Here is a 15,651-nt window from a genome sequence, read left to right as displayed (position 1 = left end):
GTCGAGGTCTGTCGCGACGAGAACCCGTGCCGGCCCGGCGATCACGCGCCCTCCTTGATGATGCCGACGCACGAGTAGGCCAGACCGTCGACGACCTCGATCGGGACCCCGCGTTCGGCTGCGAGCAGACGGATGTGCGCATGATCGGGCTGCTCGGCATCGCTCACCAGCACACGCCATGGGATGCGACGCAACAGAACTCGGGTGGTCTCCCCGATGCCCGGCTTGACGAAGTTGATCGACGACAAGCCGTACGACTCCTGGATCTGTTCCACCGCATGCCAACCCGCCCAGGTTGGCGTCCGATCCGATGCGACGATCTCTTGTACGCGCTCAGGCACTCGCTGCGCGACCGCCGAGAACTGCGCACTGATGGTGTCGAGGAGGACGCCGGAGACGTCGAACGGGGCGAGTTCGCGATAGAACTTGGCGCCGTGGTAGTCGTCGGGACCGATGTGGTCGCGATTGAGCACCGTGCGCGAAACAAGGCCCGAGACCGTCGAATTCAGGCAGGCCGACGCAATCAGGAAGTCGTCGCGGGTGCCGTAGGTCGCAGTGCAGTGTCCGGTGTCGGCGAGTACCGCCAGCTCGTCGTTGAGCGCGGGACCGCCGGCCTGCTCGAATTCCCGCAGGGCGACGGTGAGTTCACGCTGGATGGCACCCTTGCCGGTCCATCCGTCGATGAACGCCACCGACTCCGGATCATGGTCGGAAACGATGTGCCGCAGGGCATTGGTGTCGATCCCGCGACCACGGACGATCGACACCGCGTAGTGCGGCGAGGAAATACCATGGGCGAATTCGATCCAGCGTCGGATCAGCACGCCGACGGGAGTGCCGGCCCGAGCCAGTGAGACCAGCGTCGGACGTGAATGACGCTCGGCCAGAATCAGTTCCGCCACCACACCGACGGCCTCGGCAAGGCGCTGAGCCGACGCCGCCAGGGTCGTGTGGAAAAGCCGCTGATACTCCTCGCCCGGTTGATACTCGATGGGTAGCGATTCGGCGTAATGGGCGGCACCGGACTGGATTCGCCGCTCACGCTCCTCGATAGCGCCCTCGAGGGCGATGTCCGACAAGTCCTTGAGCAGCCAGGTCACCTCGTCGGGCCGGTAAGAGCCGAAGTCGGGGCCGCGCAGTCCCGATGTCCGAGTGGTTGTCGTTCCGGTCATCGGGCACCTCGTGCTTTGGCGATCACGGACTGTACGGTCTCGGGCACCACCAGCACCATCACATCGTGCCCGGCGGTGGTGAGCACATCGAGCAGGCCGCCGGGCTCGCGTAGCTCCGCAGAATCCGCCGGGGTATCGGCGACAAACAGTACTTGCGCGGGCGAGGCGCTGACGTTGTACACGTAGCGCCGCGCATCCGGGTCGAATTCCGGTGCGGCGAACTCGAATCCACGTCGCAGTGGATAGCCGTCGACGTCGCGGACATGCGCCGGCGAACGCGTGGTGGTCTGGTACCGAACGTCGAGGCCCGCGCTCTCGAGGCGTTCGGCGATGCACAGCGGCAGGTACATGAACTCTTCGTGGCCGATCACGACGAGCGGTGTGCTCGGGTCGAGTCTCTCGCGGACCGCAGCCGCCACGTCGTCGGCGGCGCGATGAAACGCGGTGGCGTCGGTGGCGAGGTAGCCGTGCCGTCCACCGTCGGGAACGTCGTCCGGCCACTCGGCATGCGTCTCTGTCACAGTACCGCGCGTCGGCGACACCGGATTGAGTCTCGCCGGTGGCAAGTTACAGACCTCGTCGATCAGGTTGTCCGGCAACGTGACCCGGCCCGTCGCCAGGGACACGAACTCGATGCGCACGCTGAGCTCGGTCGCGGCACGATCGGCGGCCGCTACATGATCGGCGTCGCGCATGTCCACCAGCGCGGCGACCACATAGTGCGATCGTGGCGCGAAACGATGCAGCGCAGCGATGGCCTCGATCGCCGTCTTACCGGTGGAGATCTCGTCGTCGACGAGGACCAGCGGCCCAGGACCGGCGATCAGATCCGGCGAACTCGGTTGCAACAGGTGTGTGGTGGCGTGGGAGTGGCCCTCCTCGAATGTCCCGTGCACCTGCGCCCCGGGGCGCGACCGCCGCGTCGAATGCAGGTAGGTGGCAGCAGAAATTCGCTCAGCCACGCAATGACCCAAACCCGTTGCCGTCTCGGCGAATCCGACCACCGTGGCGGACCGCGCGAGATCCGGCCCGAGGACACTGAGCACAACGTCACCGAGATCGTCGGCAGCGTGGCGCACCACGCTCGGGCCGATCGGGATGTGCTTGCCCAGCACCGTCGAGACCAGCAGATGCGCACGTCGCCGGTTGCGCCGCAATCCCAGCACCACGAGTTCGTTGACCGAATACCCCTGGGCGGCATCCGGCGTCCCGATCACTTCGGCACCGAAAGTACCTGTCACCCAGGAAGGAACGGTTTGTGTCATTCCGGCACCAGCGCCGTCAGCAGATCGACGAAGTCGACACCCTGCCGGGTCACCCCGAACACGGCGGCCCGATCCATCACGAGGTGCGCCCAATTGCGGTGCGGCTTCATCTCATTCATCTTGTTGTGATACGACGACGCACGTACCCCGCCGGTCTCCTGCGCGAGGATGTCGACGGCATCCTGATACTCCTCGTGGGTGACCGCCGACAAGGCGTGCACGGGGGCCACGTGTGCGGGATGGATGACGGTCTTGCCGTGGATGCCGTTCGCGCGGTCGAGCGCGATCTCGCGCAGCAGGCCGTCGATGTCGCGGCTGACCAGTTGCTGCCGGAACATCACCGCGTCGTGTTCGCGAAAGGGGGTCTGGCGCAACGTCGGACGAAAGAGACGTTCGTGGTCGGCGAAGTACTCCCAGACCGGACCGGTCACGATGTGGCCGGTCGCGTCGCGGCGACCCAACCGGTTGACAACGGCGGCGATGAGGTCGGCGGCGACGCGGACGTCGTAGATGGTGAGGTCCCGGTCGCGTCGGATGCCGAACAACCCGCAGATGTCGGTGGCGCCGATCCGCACGGCGAGAACATGTTCGCGGAACTCGTCGAGGAGGGCCGCGATATCGGTGAGCTGATCGTCACGCGTCTCCCGGTGGACGAGTGCGGGCGACTCGAGGACGGGCATCGCGAACAAGCGTGATCCGGTCGCCACCGAGGCGTCGCGGACGGCCGCGAGGTCGCCGCGCCCGGTCGACGTCCCGAACTTGGGCAAGACGAAGCCGTTCAGAGCCGCACACGATCCCAATGCCGTTGTGATGGAACGGATCTGCTCAACCCGACGAGTGCGGACGAACAGCAGCATCGAGGACACCGGCGTATCGGCGAGGGTCCGCAACGCATCCACCGCAGACTCGATGGCGATCCGTTCGTCGTCGTCGGCGACGGCATCCTCGAGGTCGATCACCATCGACGTCACGCCTTCGGCATGGCGTCGAGTTATGGTGTCCGCCAGTCCCGGCCGGGTACCCGGGACATAGAGGGTCGCGCCGAGGGCGAGGGCGAGCCGGGTGCGGGGCGCGTCGAGCGGGATGCGTTCGGGATGCACGCAGAACAATGTGTCGGCGACGGTCGCATCGATGTGGCGGAAGTGCTGCACCCCGACACCGGCGACCCCGGCCGCGCCACCCGCGGCCGCGGTGGTGGTCATCGTGCTGCCACCTGTCCTCTCATTCGGTCGACGATCTCCGAAATCCGTCGGTCGACGGCCTCCAACTGGGTGAGGTAGGCCCAGTAGTCGGGATGGATTCGTTCGAGCGCCCCGCCGGCTCGTTCGATCCGGTCGGCCTGAGCATCGAGCACCGAACCCCATTCGTCAACCAGGCCGTGGTTGATTGCGAACTGTTGGGCATCTCGTAGCCTAAAGCTTACCCGGCGTCGAACCGCGGACGGATCGTCGCGCACGCCGCGCAGCAGGCGCAGGCGGTCGAGGACGGCATCGACCGCATCGTCGGCCAAGGACAATTGTTCCCGGGCGGCTTCGGCTTCGGAGACGGCCAGATCGGGGGCGTCGATGAGGTGGCCGCGGGCTGTGGCCAGGGCGTTGTCCGCGTGACCCAGCGCGGCGGTGATGGTCGCGTCATTTCCTTCGAGGTCGGTCGAGCACTCGGCACTGAACTCGCGACGCAAGGTCGAGAGCGTCGGCTGCACCTGTTCGCGGCGCGTCGAAATCGCGCTGCGCAAGGTCTCCACCGATCGAATGACGACTTGCGCGCGATCGGCGTAGCCGGCGGCCTCGCCGAGGACCTGCTCGACCCGGGCCGCCGCGGCGATCACCGCACGCGCGGCCTGTCGTCGCCCGGCCAGCCCCGACGCCTGGGCGAAGGCGGCATCCGCGGCCGCCAGGTCGTCGGTGACTCGCACGACCGACGTCAGTCGGGCCAGTCGGGGATCGGTGTGTTCGAGCGCGTTCACGGCGCGGGTCGTGGCCACCCGCGCGTCCTGCTGCAACACCGCGTCTTGCCGAAGGGCACCGCGGGAGCGCGTCAGTTCGGCGTCATGGTCGAGCCCGAAACGGGTCATCTCCTCGTTGATGCGTCGGAGCGCGTCGGTGCAGGCCGCCACCTCCGACGGCTGCGGGCGGAATCGATCGTCCGCGTTGCCCGTCAGACGCAGGTACTCGGCGGTGATGGCCGAGTGCCGCTCGCGGATCGCGACCCACTGTCCGCGCACCGACGATCGGGGGTCGAGTTCGGCGGCCGCCGACACCGCGGTGTCGATCTCCCCGACGATCCGATCGGACGCCAGAAACTCCGAGGTCATCTGTTCGATGTACCCGCTGGAGTCCACCGCAGGGCGGCTACCTCCGCCAAACCAGCGGCGGGCAAAGTTTCTGGGCACGAGCCGATGCTATCGAGTAACTTTCAACCCGACACCCAGGCGCCGACCACCGTCGATGCGCCCGCGTGCCGACGAGGTCGGTCGCGTCGACCGGGAGGATCGAGGTAGAGGTGACGTGCAGCTAGTCCAACGCTCCAAGAGGGTCATCGAGGCCAGGCTCAACAACACCGCCGTGCGAGCGCTGAGTGGTTCGATGGTGGCCTACGAAGGTCAGGTCAATTTCAAGTCCGCCGGCTTCGGCGGCGGGGCCGGTGTGATGGCCGGTCTCAAGCAGCGCGCGACCGGCGAGGCGCTGTCGTTGATGGAGTGTGCCGGGCACGGCGTCGTGTACTTCGCGCACGACGCGGCCGAGGCCACCATCATCGAGATGACGGGTGACACCCTGCAGGTCGAATCCGAACAGCTGATGGTGCTGAACGGCAACCTCAACACCAACATCACCTTCGCCGGCCTGCGCGGCGCATCGTCGGGGCAGGGTCTGTTCACCACGACGGTGACCGGACACGGCCAGATCGCACTGCTGTCGCGGGGCGGCCCGCTGATCCACCTCGAGGTGTCGCCCCAGTACCCGCTCGTGGTCGACCCAGACGCGTTCGTCTGTGCGCGCGGCAACCTCAACCAGTCCTTCGTCACCGACGTCTCGTGGCGCACCGTCATCGGGCAGGACGCCGGCGAGGCGTTCTCGCTGCGCTGGGACGGTACCGGCGTCGTCTCCATCCAGCCCGCGGAGCGGTAGGAGTAGCAGTGTTCACCAAGGTCAACAGCAAGGTCGTCTCGGTCGACATCGGCCAGACCGGACCGGTGGTCGCCCGCAAGGGCGCCATGCTCTACTACACCGGAAACGTCCTGTTCCAGCCTCACCAGATCGCCGGCGCCGGGGGCGGCGGATTTGGCGGAGGGTTTGGGGCGATGGCCGGCCGCGCGCTGGCCGGCGAACACGAGTCGACGATGATCGCGCAGGGAAATGGCAAGGTGCACTACGGCTTCCGTGGCATCGAAGTGCAGATCGTCGACGTCGGGGCGGTCGGCGGAATGATGCGCGTAGAGGCATCACGTCTCCTCGTCTACGCCGCCAACATGCAGGCATCGGTGGTGTCGGTCGCCTCCTCGGGCGGCGGCGGTGGAGGCGGGGGCGGCGGCCTGCTCGGCTCGCTGCGTTCGGCCGCGGCCGGTGTGGTCACCGGCCAAGGCATGTTCACCACCCAACTCTCCGGTGGCGGCTCGGCGGTGATTCTCGGACATGGCGGGGTCTTCGATCTTCAGGTCACGCCGGACAAGCCGGTCATCGTCGACCCGCAGGCCTTTGTCGCGTCGGCGGGGCAGATCAACACCAACCTGAAGTCGATGGTCAGCTGGCGCAACGTCGGCCGAACCGGTGGTGAGGCAATGCAATTGGAGTGCACCGGCCATGGAGTGGTCTTCGTGCAGGCCTCGGAGGAGAAGCTGTGAGCGAGCTCAACACTGTCTGGAATCCGATGAACTTGCCGTCGGACGACAACGTCCCCGGCAACAACTACAGTTTCGCGATCGACCTCAACGCCCCCTGGTTCCTGTCCAAAGGTGCGATGATCGCCTACTACGGCCAGATGAACTTCACGTCACTCACGCACGGCATGCAAGGTCAGATGCTGCAGATGGTGGCCCAACAGTTCTCTGCGCCACTATATCTCGGGGACTACGTGGTGGCCGAAGGTCACGGAAAGCTGATCATCGGCGACCGCGGATACGACATCAACTCCTACGACCTCGAGGACGGCAACCTCACCATCCGGGCGTCGAACCTTCTTGCCTTCCAACCGAATCTGACCCTCAACCAGTCGATCGTGCCGGGCTTCCTCACCCTCATCGGGACCGGGAAGTTCCTCGCCTCGTCGAGCGGACCGGTCATGTTCGTGGAGCCGCCGGTGCGTGTCGATCCGGAAGCGCTGGTCGGGTGGGCCGACTGTCCTTCGCCGAGCCACCACTTCGACCAGGCATGGATCAACAGCTTCATCGCGGCCGCCGGCGCCCGATTCGGGATCAACTCCGGCGAAGAGCGTCAATTCGACTTCGTCGGCGCCGGAACGGTTCTCGTGCAATCGAGCGAGAAGGTGCGCAACGACAAGTCAATTGTGCAGACGATCCGCGGTCAGCTCCCGGGCCTCTCGGCACCCGGTCTGCAGCAGATCAACCAGGAGATCACCGCGCAACTCGGGCAGCATCAGTAGGTAGCGAGCTGCTCCCAGATCCAGCCGTTGCCCTTTCCGCTCCCTGAGCTGAGGTGGGTGTCCCACACGCTCTCATCCGCTGCCTGCCTGGGTGGGTGCCCCTACCGCTCCCTGAGGTGCCCGAGGCGTTAGCCGAGGGATCGAAGGGCTGGTGAGTTGACGTCGCCACGGCCTTCGAGGCTCGTCGACTTCGAGACGCTCCATGCTCGTACCTCGCATGGGGCTCCTCAGCCCGGCGGCTTGCGCTCCTCGCACCTCAGGCAGCGGGTGGGCAGTAGAGGGCGAGCCGTGGCTACACGTACACAGTCACCATCGCCGGCCGCACCGAGCGTCCGGCGACCACGAGTCCGGGTCGGATCATCTCGGCCACTCGGCCTTTGGTCGCAGATGCATCGTCCGCCGATAGTGTGTCCGCCGCCTCCATCACGGCGACGTCGAACTCGTCTCCGGCGCACGGGTTTATGACGGCTCCGTCGCGACCGACGATGAGTCGCTCCAGACCGTCACGCAATGCCGTGAAAGCGGCGGCCTCGCGCTCGGACTCCGCCGATCGTGCACACACATCGGCGTCCGTGTACAGCGCGAACAGGTCGACGAGCAGCGGCCTGTCGGCGGCTTGCCCGCCCGAGCGCGCCTTGTCCGACGCGACCAGACGGTCGAGCGTGAGTGACTGCCGCGTCACGACGCGGGCGAGGTCGGATACCTGCTCGGCGAGGCGGTCGATGGGCTCGGAAGCGGCCACTTCCGCCACGAGGGATTCGGGTGCCGATGGATCCGCCGATTCGGTCATTCATCGAGCCTACCGGCCTCGCACCGAGGAGCCCGCAGCGTCGATGCGCTGCTAGCATCCGTCTCGTGGGCGTCTATGGAATCGACTTGGGCACGACAAATTCCGGCATCGCCACAATCGGCGCCGACGGCAGGCCCGAGGTCATCTCCGGACTCAGCGGCTCGGTCACCACCCCGTCGGTTGTCCTGTTGACCTCGGCCACCGACCACGTCGTCGGTGAGGGTGCGCGCCGCCAGGCCCGCCTCGACCCCGACAACGTCTGCGCGCTCGTGAAACGACGTATGGGCGACCCCGATTGGCGGTTCGTCGCGCACGGTCAGACGTGGTCGGCGCCGGCCATCTCGGCGCTCATCCTCAAGTCGCTCGTCTCTGATGCGGCGTTCGCGGGGGAGAAGGTGGAGCGCGCCGTCATCACCGTGCCCGCCTACTTCGGCGACGAGGAGCGGCGCGCCACGATTCAGGCGGGGAACTACGCGGGCATCGACGTCGCCGGTGTGCTCTCGGAACCGATCGCGGCCGCCTTGTCGTACGGATTCAGCCGTTTGACCGACGGACTTGTCGGGCGTACGCCCGACGAGACGGTTCTCGTCTACGACCTCGGCGGTGGCACGTTCGATGCGACCGTGATCGAACTCGCCGATCGGCGGATCTCGGTCCTGGCGGTCGACGGGGATCATCAACTCGGTGGCGCGGACTGGGACGAACGCATTGCCCTGCACCTGTCGCGAACCTTCTGCGCCGAACACCCCGACACCGAGGACCCGCTCGACGACTCGGCCGGGTCGCAGAGTCTGGTTCTTTCTGCCGAGCGTGCGAAACACGAACTGACCGAATCGGATTCGACGTCCGTCGTGGTTGCTCACGATGGTGCTCGCTCGGTCATCACGCTGACGCGCGCACAGTTGGAGGAACTGACCGGCGGGCTGCTGCAGCGCACCGTCGACCTCACCCAATCCTGCCTCAAGGCGGCACGTGCGCGGGGGGTCGACCGCGTCGACCGTGTGCTGCTGGTGGGTGGGTCGTCGCGAATGCCGATGGTGGCCAACGCGATCGGCAAGGCACTGAACATCACCCCGGAGTTGTCCGACCCCGACCTCGCTGTCGCGCGGGGAGCCGCGATCTACGGTGACAAACTCGAAATCGAACGTCTCGTGACCGCCGATCTGCGCACGCGGGGCAGGCTGACCGACGGTTCCGGCGCGCTCGAGGCGAATCCAGCCGACGTGGAGGACTCGTGCCGCCGCGTCGCCGACGCGTTCGGGCTGCCCGTCGCCGGGGTGCGCCGGATGCTGGAGATCTCCGTCGACACGGTGGTGTCGCGTGGCTTCGGTGTCCTGGCTGTGGGTGGACGGTCGGGTGGACTCGAGGCGACCTGGCTGGTGCACCGCAACCAGACCCTGCCGATCCGGGTGGGCCGTTCCTTCGGCACCGTTCGGGCAGATCAGGATCGGATCAATCTGACCGTCCTCGAGCAACTCGGACAGCAGGCGACGCCCCGTCCCGAAGATGCCAAAGTGCTCATCGAGGGCACCATCACCGACATTCCGCCCGGCTACGACGAGGGCAGCGAGGTGCGGGTGACCTTCGAGATGGGATTCGACGGGGTGCTGCATGTGCGGGCCCATCACGTCGACGCCGACATACCACTGACCCTGAGCGCCAAAACCGGTGCGACGCTGTCGCAGTCGGAGGTCAACCGCGAACTCGACCAGGTGCAGCGGTCGCGGCGTCGGGACCGGTGAGGCAGACCGGTGCAGCCGTTCGTCGCCAACGACTATCGTAAGCGTGTCCTCGCCGCGGTCGATCGCCGCGGTGGTGTCGATGCCTCCGATCCCTTTGAGCTCTACGACATTCCGCTCGACGAAGCCGAATCACTCACCGATGCCGAGGTCAGCCGCCGGATCGACGAGGTGTGGGCGTTCTGGCAGAAACAACGCGACCATCCCAAGTACCGTGTCCTGGTCGGTCAGCTCGTCGCCGAACACGAACAACGCAGTGAGTCACTGCGTTTCGCCAACCGGCGGTCCGCGCTGGCACGCACCGTCACGGCGACCCGGGACCAACGAGATGCGGATCGATTCGAGTTGCTGGACAGCGCGATCGAGCGGCTGATGCAGCGTCACGGAGGCATTCCGGCGTCGAAGCGGTCGGGACTCGACGACATCGGCGCGATGGGTGGCCTGACGCCGGCCGAGATCGCGACACGTCTGCGGCGCTACCGCATCCTCGACGATTCGTCGGCGTCGACGCCGCTACCCGCCCCGACGCCGGAACTCAGCTCGGCACGGCTGGAACAGATTGCCACGCTGCTGGGCGAATTCGACCGTCTGCAGGTCGACGAGCGCACCCCGACATTGCTGTCGTTGCTGCGCCTGACCCTCGACGACGCCACCGATCTGGACGAGATCGGGAGACGGACAGCGCAATTGGGGGAACGGTCGCGCGAACTACCGGCCGGCCGGTTGCGTGCCGTCGTCGACGAACTGCTGGTGCACATACGGGAGATCCTGCTCGGTGATGTCGGCTTGGCGCGCGCGTATTCCGCAGCCGTGATGACCAGGGTCCGATCCCATCTCGAGCCTCGTATTCGTGCTGCTGTGCTCGTAGAAGACGAACTGCTGGAACATGATCGCGAGTTTCTGGTCCAGGAGGCGCTCTCGTTGGGCCTCGGCCCGGTCGGTGCGCGAGCGATGGTCGACGAGATCGCCACGGATTTCGGCGCCGCGGCACCCAAGCCGACGGTCGAAGCCCGGCCGGCGGTCGGGCCCGAACCGGCGCGTCGATCGAGGGAGTGGGAGGCTCCGCTGCGTTCGGCGCGCGCGATGCTGCGTCAGGGCAAGCCGGTGGCGGCCCGGACGCTGTGCCGCGAGGCACTCGACCTGGCGGGCGACGACTCTGACGCGATCCGCCAGATCCGTTCGGTGACAGAGGAAGTCGAGAATCTGCTGGCCGATGCAAAGGCGCGTTGGCGACGTGCACTCGACGATGCGGGAGCCGACCGTCACGTCGCAGCGTTGGCGGCGCTGGATGAGCTTTCGCGCACGGCGTCGGACATCGACACCCTCGACGTCCACGGACCCCAGCTGAGTGCTGCGCTGGAGGTCTCCCGGCGTGCCGTGGCTGCAGCGGAAAGCGTTGTCGCGCAGTCGAAGGCCGGAGGAGTCGGCCCGGCAGTACTCGCCGCTGCTGCGCGCGCCTGCGCCGACCACCCGGAACTGGCGCGGATGACCGCGCAGGTCAGCGTCGAACCCGCGACCGATGTGCGTGTCACGGTGCTCGGTGGCGTGGCCTGCCACATCACGTGGCAACCGTCGGCGACGCCGGGCGTGGTCTACCGTGTGCTCCGGCTGCGGGCCGACGGATCGTCGCAGACCGTGGGTCGCACATCGGCAACCGAACTCGAGGACGGTGGCGCGACGCCCGGGGCGGTGCCGCCCTCCTACGGCGTGGTCGCGCTGCTCGGTGGATTGTCGTCGGAGATGACCCGCTCCGACGGCGGGTCCGCTGTCGCGAAGGCTTCCGAATCACGCAGTGCACCTTCGAGTCCCGACATCGTGGTGCTGGGTGTCGTCGACGGGCGACTCCGTTTCGACTGGCCGGTCGGGGTCACCGAGGCCATGGTGGTCATCCGGCCCGACCAGCCGCCGTCCGACCCCGCCGACCCGCAGGCCCGCGGAACCAAGATCACCAACACGCGGTACGAGATCGACGGTGGCTTTGTGCTGCCCGCCGGTGCGCGCCATGTCGCGGTCGCGAGTTGTCGGCGCGACGAACGTGGAGCGCTGCACACCGCAACAGCTTTCGGGCCACAGGCGAGGGCTGTGGTCGATTCATCCAGATTGGAGTGACGAACAGAGAAGTCGTCGTCGAAACATCAGTACCGTTGACATAACTCAGCAACCGATACGCGAAGGATCGCAATCATGGGCATCGACTACACCAAACGTCCGAAGGCGCAGCCGGCACCACCGCCGCCGCCTCCCCCCGCTCAGCCGTATCAGCAGCCGCCGGCCCAGCCGTATCAACAACAGCCCTATCAGCAGCCGCCGGCCCCGCAACAACCACCCGTGTCGCTGTCCAAGGTCACGTTGACCAAGTCGGCGCCGAGCGTGTCGCTGACCAAGCAGGGTTCGACGACCGGGCAGATGCGGGTCAACCTCAACTGGACCTCCGGGTCCAAGGGTGGGCTGTTCAAGCGGTCGGCGGGCGTCGATCTCGATCTGGCGTGTCTCTGGGAGTTCAACGACGGTGACCGAGGCATCGTGCAGGCGCTGGGAAATTCGTTCCAGGCGCCTTACGACGGCCAGCCCATCATCTACCTCGACGGCGACGACCGCTCCGGTTCGGCCGTCGGCGGCGAGAACATGTACATCGATCTCTCCCAGACCCACCGCATTCGCCGGGTGCTGATCTTCGCCTACATCTACGAGGGCGCACCCAACTGGGCGGCCGCGAACGGTGTTGTCACCCTGTTCCCGGCCAACGGCCCGCAGATCGAGGTCCGGCTCGACGAGTCGGATCAGGGCGCCATCTCCTGCGCCATCGCCCTGCTGGAGAAGCGCGGTGGCGAACTCATCATCAACCGCGAGGTCCGCTACATCCGTGGTTCGCAGTCCAAGGTCGACGAAGCCTACGGCTGGGGCCTGAACTGGAAGGCCGGCCGCAAGTAGGCGGCGGCTTCCTCCCGCTGCCTGTGGGTGGTCGCCCTCCCGCTGCCAGAAGGTGGTCGCCCTCCCGCTGCCTGAGGTGTGAGGAGCGCTAGCGACGAGCCTCGAAGGCCCTGGTGAGATGACATTGTTGTCTCACCACGACCCTTCGAGGCTCGCTTCGCTCGCACCTCAGGGAGCGGTAGGGACCCCTCGGTCGGTTTCCGGGACGGTCAGGCCGGTGCGTCGATCTCCGACGGCTTCGCCTCGTCGTCGCCGGCCTCCTCGCGCCGCTTGCGCAGGACGCTGGAGGTGAACGCCGCTCCGATCAGCACCACGCCCACCAGGCCGGTGATGATCTCGTTGACGTGTGTCCCGATCGAGTACAGCAGGATGACCGCCAGTGCGCCGATCGCCCAGTGCGCACCGTGCTCGAGGTACACGTACTCCGACAGGGTGCCCTTGCGGACGAGGAACACGGTCAGCGAACGCACGAACATGGCGCCGATGAAGCCCAGGCCGAGCGCGATGATGATCGGGTCCGCGGTGATCGCGAAGGCGCCGATGACACCGTCGAACGAGAACGACGCGTCGAGGACCTCGAGGTAGAGGAACAGGAAGAATCCGGCCTTACCGGTGGCCTTCGCCAGTTCCGTCGGGCCCGACCGCTTCGTCTCGGAGGTCGCGCTCTCCTCCGACGCCTCGCCATCTTCGTCGTCGTCCTCGGTCTCGATGTTGAACAACTCACCGAGCCCGTTGACCGCGATGAAGGTGATCATGCCGAGCGCGCCGGCGATCATGACCGTCGACACCTCGTCTTCGGGTGCGATCCATGTGGCCGTGATGACCAGCAGGCTGGTGGCGATGACGACCTCGAGCATGTCGAGCTTGCCGATGCGTTCCAGCGGCCGTTCGATCCAGGTCAGCCAGGTGATCTCCTTCTCCTCGAGCACGAAACCGAGGAAGAGCATCAGCAGGAACATGCCGCCGAAGGCCGCGATCTGCGGATGGGCGTCGGTGATGATCGTCTCGTAGCTCGGATCACCGTTGGGGAAGTAGGCGGCGTCGTCCGGCGGCGGGTTGAGCGCGAGGTCGAGTGCCTGGACCGGCCCGAGTCCCGACGCGAGCCAGACGATCACCAGCGGGAACACCAGACGCATGCCGAAGACGGCGATCAGGATGCCGATGGTGAGGAAGATCTTCTGCCAGAACTCGCTCATCCGGCGCAGGACGGTCGCGTTGATGACGGCGTTGTCGAAGGACAGCGACACCTCGAGGATGCCGAGGATCACGGTGAGGAAGACGGCCTGCCACCCGCCATAGAGGAAGGCGACGATGATGGACAGAATCGTCACGACAATCGAGATGCCGAATATTCGTATTACCAAGGTGTACAGGGCCTTTCATCGAGGCGAACGGTCGGTGTCAGAGCCCTCGCGGATGGAATGCTCTCGGAATGCGCCATGCCGCACCCGAAGGTCGGGTGCGGCATGCGCGGGCACTGCTGCGGAGTCGATCAGACGTTGACGCCGAAGTCGCGGGCGATACCCGCGAGCCCCGACGCGTAACCCTGGCCGACAGCGCGGAACTTCCACTCGGCGCCGTGACGGTACAGCTCACCGAACACCATGGCGGTCTCGGTGGAGGCGTCCTCGGAGAGGTCGTAGCGGGCGATCTCGGCGCCACCGGCTTGGTTGACGACGCGGATGAACGCGTTGCGCACCTGGCCGAAGGACTGGCTGCGGGCGTCGGCGTCGTAGATCGAGACCGGGAAGACGATGGAGTCGACGTTCGGCGGAACGGCCGCGAGGTCGACCTTGATCGCCTCGTCGTCGCCCTCACCCTCGCCGGTCAGGTTGTCGCCGGTGTGCTCGATCGAGCCGTCGGGCGAACGCAGGTTGTTGAAGAAGACGAAGTGCGCGTCCGACAGCACCTTCTTGTCGGCGCCGAGCGCAATCGCGCTGGCATCGAGGTCGAAGTCGGTGCCAGTCGTTGTGCGCACATCCCAGCCGAGACCGACGAGCACCGCGGTCAGACCCGGGGCCTCCTTGGTCAGCGAGACATTGCCACCTTTGCTCAGGCTAACGCCCATTACGAGAACCTCTCTGTTTCGTGTCCACATTGTGTGGTTTGACGCTCGGACGCCACTCTATGTCAGTTCGCTGCGGGGGATCCTCCGCAGATACTTGCTGAATGACTCAGGTGGTCAGGACGACCTTCCCGCCTGCATGGCCGCCGGCCACCAGACGCAGCGCCTCGACAGCGTCCTCGAGTGCGAACGTCCGAGCGACTGGCACCACCAGGTCACCCTGTCCGGCGAGGCGAATGAGATTGGATCGCACCGAGTCTCGGAACAGCTGACTTTCGGGCTGGGCGCCACCGAGCGCGATGAATCCGTCGGCGGCGGCGCGCCGGGGTGCGGCGATGGTGACGATCCTCGACCGGTCGTCGACGAGTTCGAGTGAGGCGTCGATCGCGTCGTCGGTGCCGGAGGCGTCGAGTGCTGCCTGGATGCCGAACGGCTCGGCCGCCTCACGTATGTGGTCGGCGAGACCCGGGCCGTCGTACGAGACAGGCACGCCGCCGAACTCGCGGATCCGGTCGAAACCCGCAGGACTTGACGTCCCGACGACGCGGATGCCGCGCAGTCGCGCCAGTTGCAGGACCGCGACCCCGACTGCGCCCGACGCGCCATGCAGCGCCGCCGTCTCGTCACGATCCAAAGATGCGGCCCGCAACATGTCGGCGGCGGTGCACCCGGCCAGTAGCAGCCCGGCCGCTTCGTCGAAGGTCAACGACGCCGGCTTGGCGAACACCTTGTCGGCGGACACATTCAGCGCTGTTGCGTAGCCGCCGCGAACCCGGAAGGCGAGTACATCTCCCCCGATGTCCACGGAATCGACCTGGGGGCCGACGGCCTCGACCGTACCCGACACCTCGTACCCGATAGGCAATGGCAGCAGCGTCGAATCCGATTCGCGTCGAACGTGTTTGAGATCCGCCGGGTTGACTCCCGCGGCGCGTACCGCGATGGTCACCTCGCCTGGGCCTGGTTTGTCCAACTCCTCGTCGACGAGTGCGAAGTCGCCGAGACCATCGAAACCCGTTGCCACCCAGCGTTGTGCTCGCAACCGATTCACCACCGTGGCGTCGAGGTCGCACACTTGGTCCACATCCCT

14 protein-coding genes are annotated in these 15,651 nt (G+C 66.6%); 6 read left to right on the top strand and 8 right to left on the bottom strand.

Annotation, left to right across the window (positions count from 1 at the left end):
* Window positions 1–41: 41 nt before the first annotated feature.
* Genes ABZW74_RS04060 through ABZW74_RS04045 form a run of 4 tightly spaced genes read right to left on the bottom strand, consistent with a single transcriptional unit; the run spans window position 42 to window position 4,751 of the window.
* The gene (locus ABZW74_RS04060) at window positions 42–1,172 is read right to left on the bottom strand and encodes a cysteine protease StiP family protein (RefSeq protein WP_355274143.1); all 1,131 of its coding nucleotides are present in this window, start codon (window positions 1,170–1,172) and stop codon (window positions 42–44) included.
* A complete protein-coding gene (locus ABZW74_RS04055; RefSeq protein WP_355274141.1) occupies window positions 1,169–2,413 on the bottom strand; it encodes a phosphoribosyltransferase family protein in 1,245 nt (414 codons plus the stop codon). Before ABZW74_RS04055 ends, ABZW74_RS04060 begins: the two co-directional genes overlap by 4 nt.
* A 20-nt stretch (window positions 2,414–2,433) precedes the next feature.
* Complete coding sequence (locus ABZW74_RS04050; RefSeq protein WP_355274138.1) at window positions 2,434–3,639, bottom strand: HpcH/HpaI aldolase/citrate lyase family protein; 1,206 nt, start codon at window positions 3,637–3,639, stop codon at window positions 2,434–2,436.
* Window positions 3,636–4,751, bottom strand: a complete 1,116-nt coding sequence (locus ABZW74_RS04045; RefSeq protein ID WP_355274183.1) for a hypothetical protein — start codon at window positions 4,749–4,751, stop codon at window positions 3,636–3,638. Before ABZW74_RS04045 ends, ABZW74_RS04050 begins: the two co-directional genes overlap by 4 nt.
* A gap of 193 nt (window positions 4,752–4,944) precedes the next feature.
* On the opposite strand from ABZW74_RS04045, the gene ABZW74_RS04040 reads away from it, so the two are divergent.
* From ABZW74_RS04040 to ABZW74_RS04030, 3 genes are read left to right on the top strand one after another with little or no spacing between them, the layout of a single operon-like run.
* Window positions 4,945–5,565, top strand: a complete 621-nt coding sequence (locus tag ABZW74_RS04040) for an AIM24 family protein (protein WP_240855335.1) — start codon at window positions 4,945–4,947, stop codon at window positions 5,563–5,565.
* Between the two features lie 8 nt (window positions 5,566–5,573).
* Window positions 5,574–6,278, top strand: coding sequence for an AIM24 family protein (locus ABZW74_RS04035; RefSeq protein ID WP_240855333.1), 705 nt, complete (start codon window positions 5,574–5,576; stop codon window positions 6,276–6,278).
* Window positions 6,275–7,036 carry an AIM24 family protein gene (locus ABZW74_RS04030; protein ID WP_355274135.1) on the top strand — a complete coding sequence of 254 codons (762 nt, stop codon included), beginning with the start codon at window positions 6,275–6,277 and terminating at the stop codon, window positions 7,034–7,036. The genes ABZW74_RS04035 and ABZW74_RS04030 overlap by 4 nt, the downstream gene beginning before the upstream one ends.
* 292 nt (window positions 7,037–7,328) lie before the next feature.
* Here the strand turns inward: ABZW74_RS04030 and grpE are convergent, their stop codons facing one another.
* A complete protein-coding gene (gene grpE, locus ABZW74_RS04025; protein WP_240855329.1) occupies window positions 7,329–7,826 on the bottom strand; it encodes a nucleotide exchange factor GrpE in 498 nt (165 codons plus the stop codon).
* A gap of 65 nt (window positions 7,827–7,891) precedes the next feature.
* On the opposite strand from grpE, the gene ABZW74_RS04020 reads away from it, so the two are divergent.
* The 3 genes from ABZW74_RS04020 (at window position 7,892) to ABZW74_RS04010 (ending at window position 12,496) form a co-directional block, all read left to right on the top strand.
* Window positions 7,892–9,568 carry an Hsp70 family protein gene (locus ABZW74_RS04020; RefSeq protein ID WP_355274132.1) on the top strand — a complete coding sequence of 559 codons (1,677 nt, stop codon included), beginning with the start codon at window positions 7,892–7,894 and terminating at the stop codon, window positions 9,566–9,568.
* A 9-nt stretch (window positions 9,569–9,577) separates the two neighbouring features.
* Complete coding sequence (locus ABZW74_RS04015) at window positions 9,578–11,674, top strand: Ig-like domain repeat protein (protein WP_355274130.1); 2,097 nt, start codon at window positions 9,578–9,580, stop codon at window positions 11,672–11,674.
* 75 nt (window positions 11,675–11,749) lie between these two features.
* Window positions 11,750–12,496, top strand: coding sequence for a tellurium resistance protein (locus ABZW74_RS04010; protein WP_355274127.1), 747 nt, complete (start codon window positions 11,750–11,752; stop codon window positions 12,494–12,496).
* Between the two features lie 209 nt (window positions 12,497–12,705).
* On the opposite strand, the gene ABZW74_RS04005 is transcribed toward ABZW74_RS04010, so the two are convergent.
* The 3 genes from ABZW74_RS04005 to ABZW74_RS03995 all read right to left on the bottom strand — a co-directional run bounded on the left by ABZW74_RS04005 (window position 12,706) and on the right by ABZW74_RS03995 (window position 15,603).
* A complete protein-coding gene (locus tag ABZW74_RS04005; RefSeq protein ID WP_240855321.1) occupies window positions 12,706–13,860 on the bottom strand; it encodes a DUF475 domain-containing protein in 1,155 nt (384 codons plus the stop codon).
* 128 nt (window positions 13,861–13,988) lie between these two features.
* The gene (locus ABZW74_RS04000) at window positions 13,989–14,564 is read right to left on the bottom strand and encodes a TerD family protein (protein WP_240855320.1); all 576 of its coding nucleotides are present in this window, start codon (window positions 14,562–14,564) and stop codon (window positions 13,989–13,991) included.
* A gap of 106 nt (window positions 14,565–14,670) precedes the next feature.
* Window positions 14,671–15,603, bottom strand: a complete 933-nt coding sequence (locus tag ABZW74_RS03995) for an NADP-dependent oxidoreductase (RefSeq protein WP_240855561.1) — start codon at window positions 15,601–15,603, stop codon at window positions 14,671–14,673.
* Window positions 15,604–15,651: the final 48 nt, after the last annotated feature.

The sequence above is a fragment of the Gordonia sp. NPDC003585 genome, from assembly GCF_040610755.1.
Lineage (GTDB): Bacteria > Actinomycetota > Actinomycetes > Mycobacteriales > Mycobacteriaceae > Gordonia.
This window is presented reverse-complemented; position numbering and strand designations above follow the sequence as displayed.

Excerpts from the sequence above, each read along its gene's own strand:
- grpE (WP_240855329.1), bottom strand. The coding sequence starts at position 7,826 with ATGACCGAATCGGCGGATCCATCGGCACCCGAATCCCTCGTGGCGGAA.
- ABZW74_RS04045 (WP_355274183.1), bottom strand. The coding sequence starts at position 4,751 with ATGACCTCGGAGTTTCTGGCGTCCGATCGGATCGTCGGGGAGATCGAC.
- ABZW74_RS04050 (WP_355274138.1), bottom strand. The coding sequence starts at position 3,639 with ATGACCACCACCGCGGCCGCGGGTGGCGCGGCCGGGGTCGCCGGTGTC.
- ABZW74_RS04060 (WP_355274143.1), bottom strand. The coding sequence starts at position 1,172 with ATGACCGGAACGACAACCACTCGGACATCGGGACTGCGCGGCCCCGAC.
- ABZW74_RS04010 (WP_355274127.1), top strand. The coding sequence starts at position 11,750 with ATGGGCATCGACTACACCAAACGTCCGAAGGCGCAGCCGGCACCACCG.
- ABZW74_RS04000 (WP_240855320.1), bottom strand. The coding sequence starts at position 14,564 with ATGGGCGTTAGCCTGAGCAAAGGTGGCAATGTCTCGCTGACCAAGGAG.